General features: G+C 39.8%; 3 protein-coding genes. 1 reads left to right on the top strand and 2 read right to left on the bottom strand.

The annotated features are described in order from the left end of the window. The coding region (locus HP456_RS22410; protein WP_172255215.1) for a glycoside hydrolase family 1 protein at positions 1-1,272 on the bottom strand (1,272 nt) is incomplete at its 3' end. 205 nt (positions 1,273-1,477) lie between these two features. Between HP456_RS22410 and HP456_RS22405 the strand changes: the two genes are divergently transcribed. Next, the gene (locus HP456_RS22405; protein WP_172255213.1) at positions 1,478-2,206 is read left to right on the top strand and encodes a MurR/RpiR family transcriptional regulator; all 729 of its coding nucleotides are present in this window, start codon (positions 1,478-1,480) and stop codon (positions 2,204-2,206) included. 215 nt (positions 2,207-2,421) lie between these two features. On the opposite strand, the gene HP456_RS22400 is transcribed toward HP456_RS22405, so the two are convergent. Further along, the coding region (locus HP456_RS22400) for an AMP-binding enzyme (protein ID WP_446680280.1) at positions 2,422-2,750 on the bottom strand (329 nt) is incomplete at its 5' end.

The raw sequence follows: 2,750 nt of genomic DNA, 5'->3' as shown, positions 1-2,750 counted from the left end.
CCAGCTTGTATACCCCATTAACTCAACACCATCTGCAACTGCTTCTCCCATCGCTTTGATGTGATCGCGGAGAAAATCGATTCTATAGTCATCCTGAATGGAACCGTCTTGCTCTATTTTGTCTTTGGCCCCCAGCCCATTTTCCACGACAAAAAGCGGAATTTGGTAACGATCATACAGCTGATTCAAACTGATCCTCAATCCTGTCGGGTCGATTTCCCATCCCCAATCACTCGCCTTTAAGAAAGGATTTTTGACACCGCCAATCAGATTTTCATCCATACCCTGTAATTCAGCCTTTTCTTTCTTTTCTGTTCTGGACATATAATAGCTGAATCCAATATAATCTACAGTTCCTTCTTTTAATAACTCGTAGTCACCATCTTGAATGTCCAGCTCAATATTATGCTCCTTGAAATATCGGTGAATAAAAGCAGGATATTCTCCTCTCACTTGAACATCTGCACAGAAGTTGTTAAATAAACGCTCCTCTTGAAGGGCATACATCACATTCTCCGGATTGGAATCATACGGGTAAACAGGAGCATAGAGAATCATACAGCCTATTTTGGATTCAGGGATGATTTCGCGGCAAGCTTTTACTGCCATGCTGCTGGCGACAAACTGATGGTGAAACGCTTGAAAAGTAGGTTGATATTTGTCTTCTTCTTTTTGAATCGAGAAGCCCAGCCCTTGAATCGGCATAATAAAACCACTATTGATTTCATTGAAAGTCATCCAGTACCTGACTTTATTCTTATACCGGTTGAGTATCGCATGTACATATCTCTCGAAGAAAGTGACCACTTTCCGATTTCTCCACCCTCCATACTCTTTAACGAGGTTTAACGGCATTTCATAATGAGAGATGGTCACAACCGGCTCTATTCCGTATGAGTGCAGTTCATCAAACACACGGTCATAGAAAGCCAGTCCATCTTCATTGGGTTCCAGCTCATCCCCATTCGGGAAAATTCTTGTCCAGGCAATGGACATGCGGAACGCTTTGAAACCCATTTCAGCAAACAGTGCAATATCCTCTTTATACCGATGATAAAAATCAATCGCTTCATGATTGGGATAGCTGTATTTTTCTTTATCGATTTCAAAATTAAAGCCAGGTGACTGTAAAATATTCAGTCTTCCCTTTCCGCCAGGAAGAACATCTGCAATATTTAATCCTTTATTCCCCTCATGAAAACCACCTTCGATTTGATTTGCCGCTGTAGCACCCCCCCATAAAAAACCTATCGGGAATTGATATTTTTCCATATGATTGCCTCCTGCTTTTTACTTTCTTACATGTAAGATTAACGACTTTACCTAAGATTATAAATAAAAGCAGTGGATTTGGTTTTATTTATCACAAAAGGTTATGCGTTACACAAATGTAACACTATGTTTCACTCTGTAGCTGTGTTACTATAAATTAACTGTAAAACAATTTGAAGAAGAAGGTAAGGAGCATACCAAGCCAATGTTTTCATATGACGTAATCGCCTCTTTTAATGAATTGGAAACATCCTTATATAACTACATCACTCAGAATATTGAAAAGGTTGTGTACATGAGAATCCGCGAATTAGCGGATGAAACACATGTTTCCACAGCATCAATTCTGCGTTTCTGCAGAAAAGTTGATTGTGAAGGTTTCTCTGAATTCAAAGTAAAGCTGAAGATGTATCTTAAAGAAAAGAAAAAAACCAATATAAAAAGCCCTCTGCGCTCAGTGGAAGAGTTTTTTGAAAGAACGTTAAAAGGAAACCTTGAAGAAGAGATAAGAGAAGCTGTCCGTGCAGTCACTGATGCCGATAATGTCATATTTACCGGAATAGGCAGCTCAGGTATTCTCGCTGAGTATGGTGCGAGACATTTTTCGAGTCTTGGGAAGTTTTCAATGTACATCAAAGATCCCCACTATCCCATTCACTCCAGTATCATGGTAAACAGCGTCACCATTGCTTTATCTGTATCGGGAGAAAACAACTATACAATCACCCATTTAAACAAGCTTAAACAAGAGGGAAGTAAAATCATTAGCATAACAAATACAAAATCATCTACTATTGCGAAGATTTCCGATATTAATATACCTTATTATGTCTCCGAAGAATTCATTGAGGAATCAAATATTACGACTCAAGTCCCCGTGATTTATATTCTTGAATTAATGGCTCGTGAGATATTCAAACTGAATCATAATTAGATCTATACTTTGAACAAAACCTTATATCACCTTTTTATGGACACTTGTTTACAAGATCTTATTGCTTTAAAAGTAATGAACAAATTACACCGGCCATTTTAGTTTTATTTACTTAAAAGGTGCCTGTCCCCCACTGCAAAGAGTAAGTGACAGGCACTTCTTTTCCTTTATTATCTATATAAGAAGCAGTCAATAATACGCTTACTCTCCCCAGCCTACTTTGTCTGCTCTTTTATTAACCATTCCTCCACCCGCTTCCTTAACACGAACTTCTGTATCTTCCCACTGGCATTACGCGGCAGCTCCTCCACAAACTCATACTTCCGCGGCCGTTTATAGTTAGCCAGGCTGTCACTGCTCTTACACCATTCATCCAGCTCTTTTTCCGTGACATCAGAGTTTTTCTTCACCACAAACGCTGTCACACTTGCTCCCCACCTGTCATCCGGCTGTCCGACAATCGCCGCATCAAGAACTCCCTCATGAGCATGCAGCACGTCCTCCACCTCACGCGGATAAATATTTTCCCCGCCGCTGATAATCA

The sequence above is a fragment of the Bacillus haikouensis genome (assembly GCF_013179555.1).
GTDB classification, from domain to species: domain Bacteria; phylum Bacillota; class Bacilli; order Bacillales; family Bacillaceae_B; genus Rossellomorea; species Rossellomorea haikouensis_A.
Note: the sequence above shows the minus strand (reverse complement) of the source record. Positions and strands in the feature narration are given on the sequence as shown.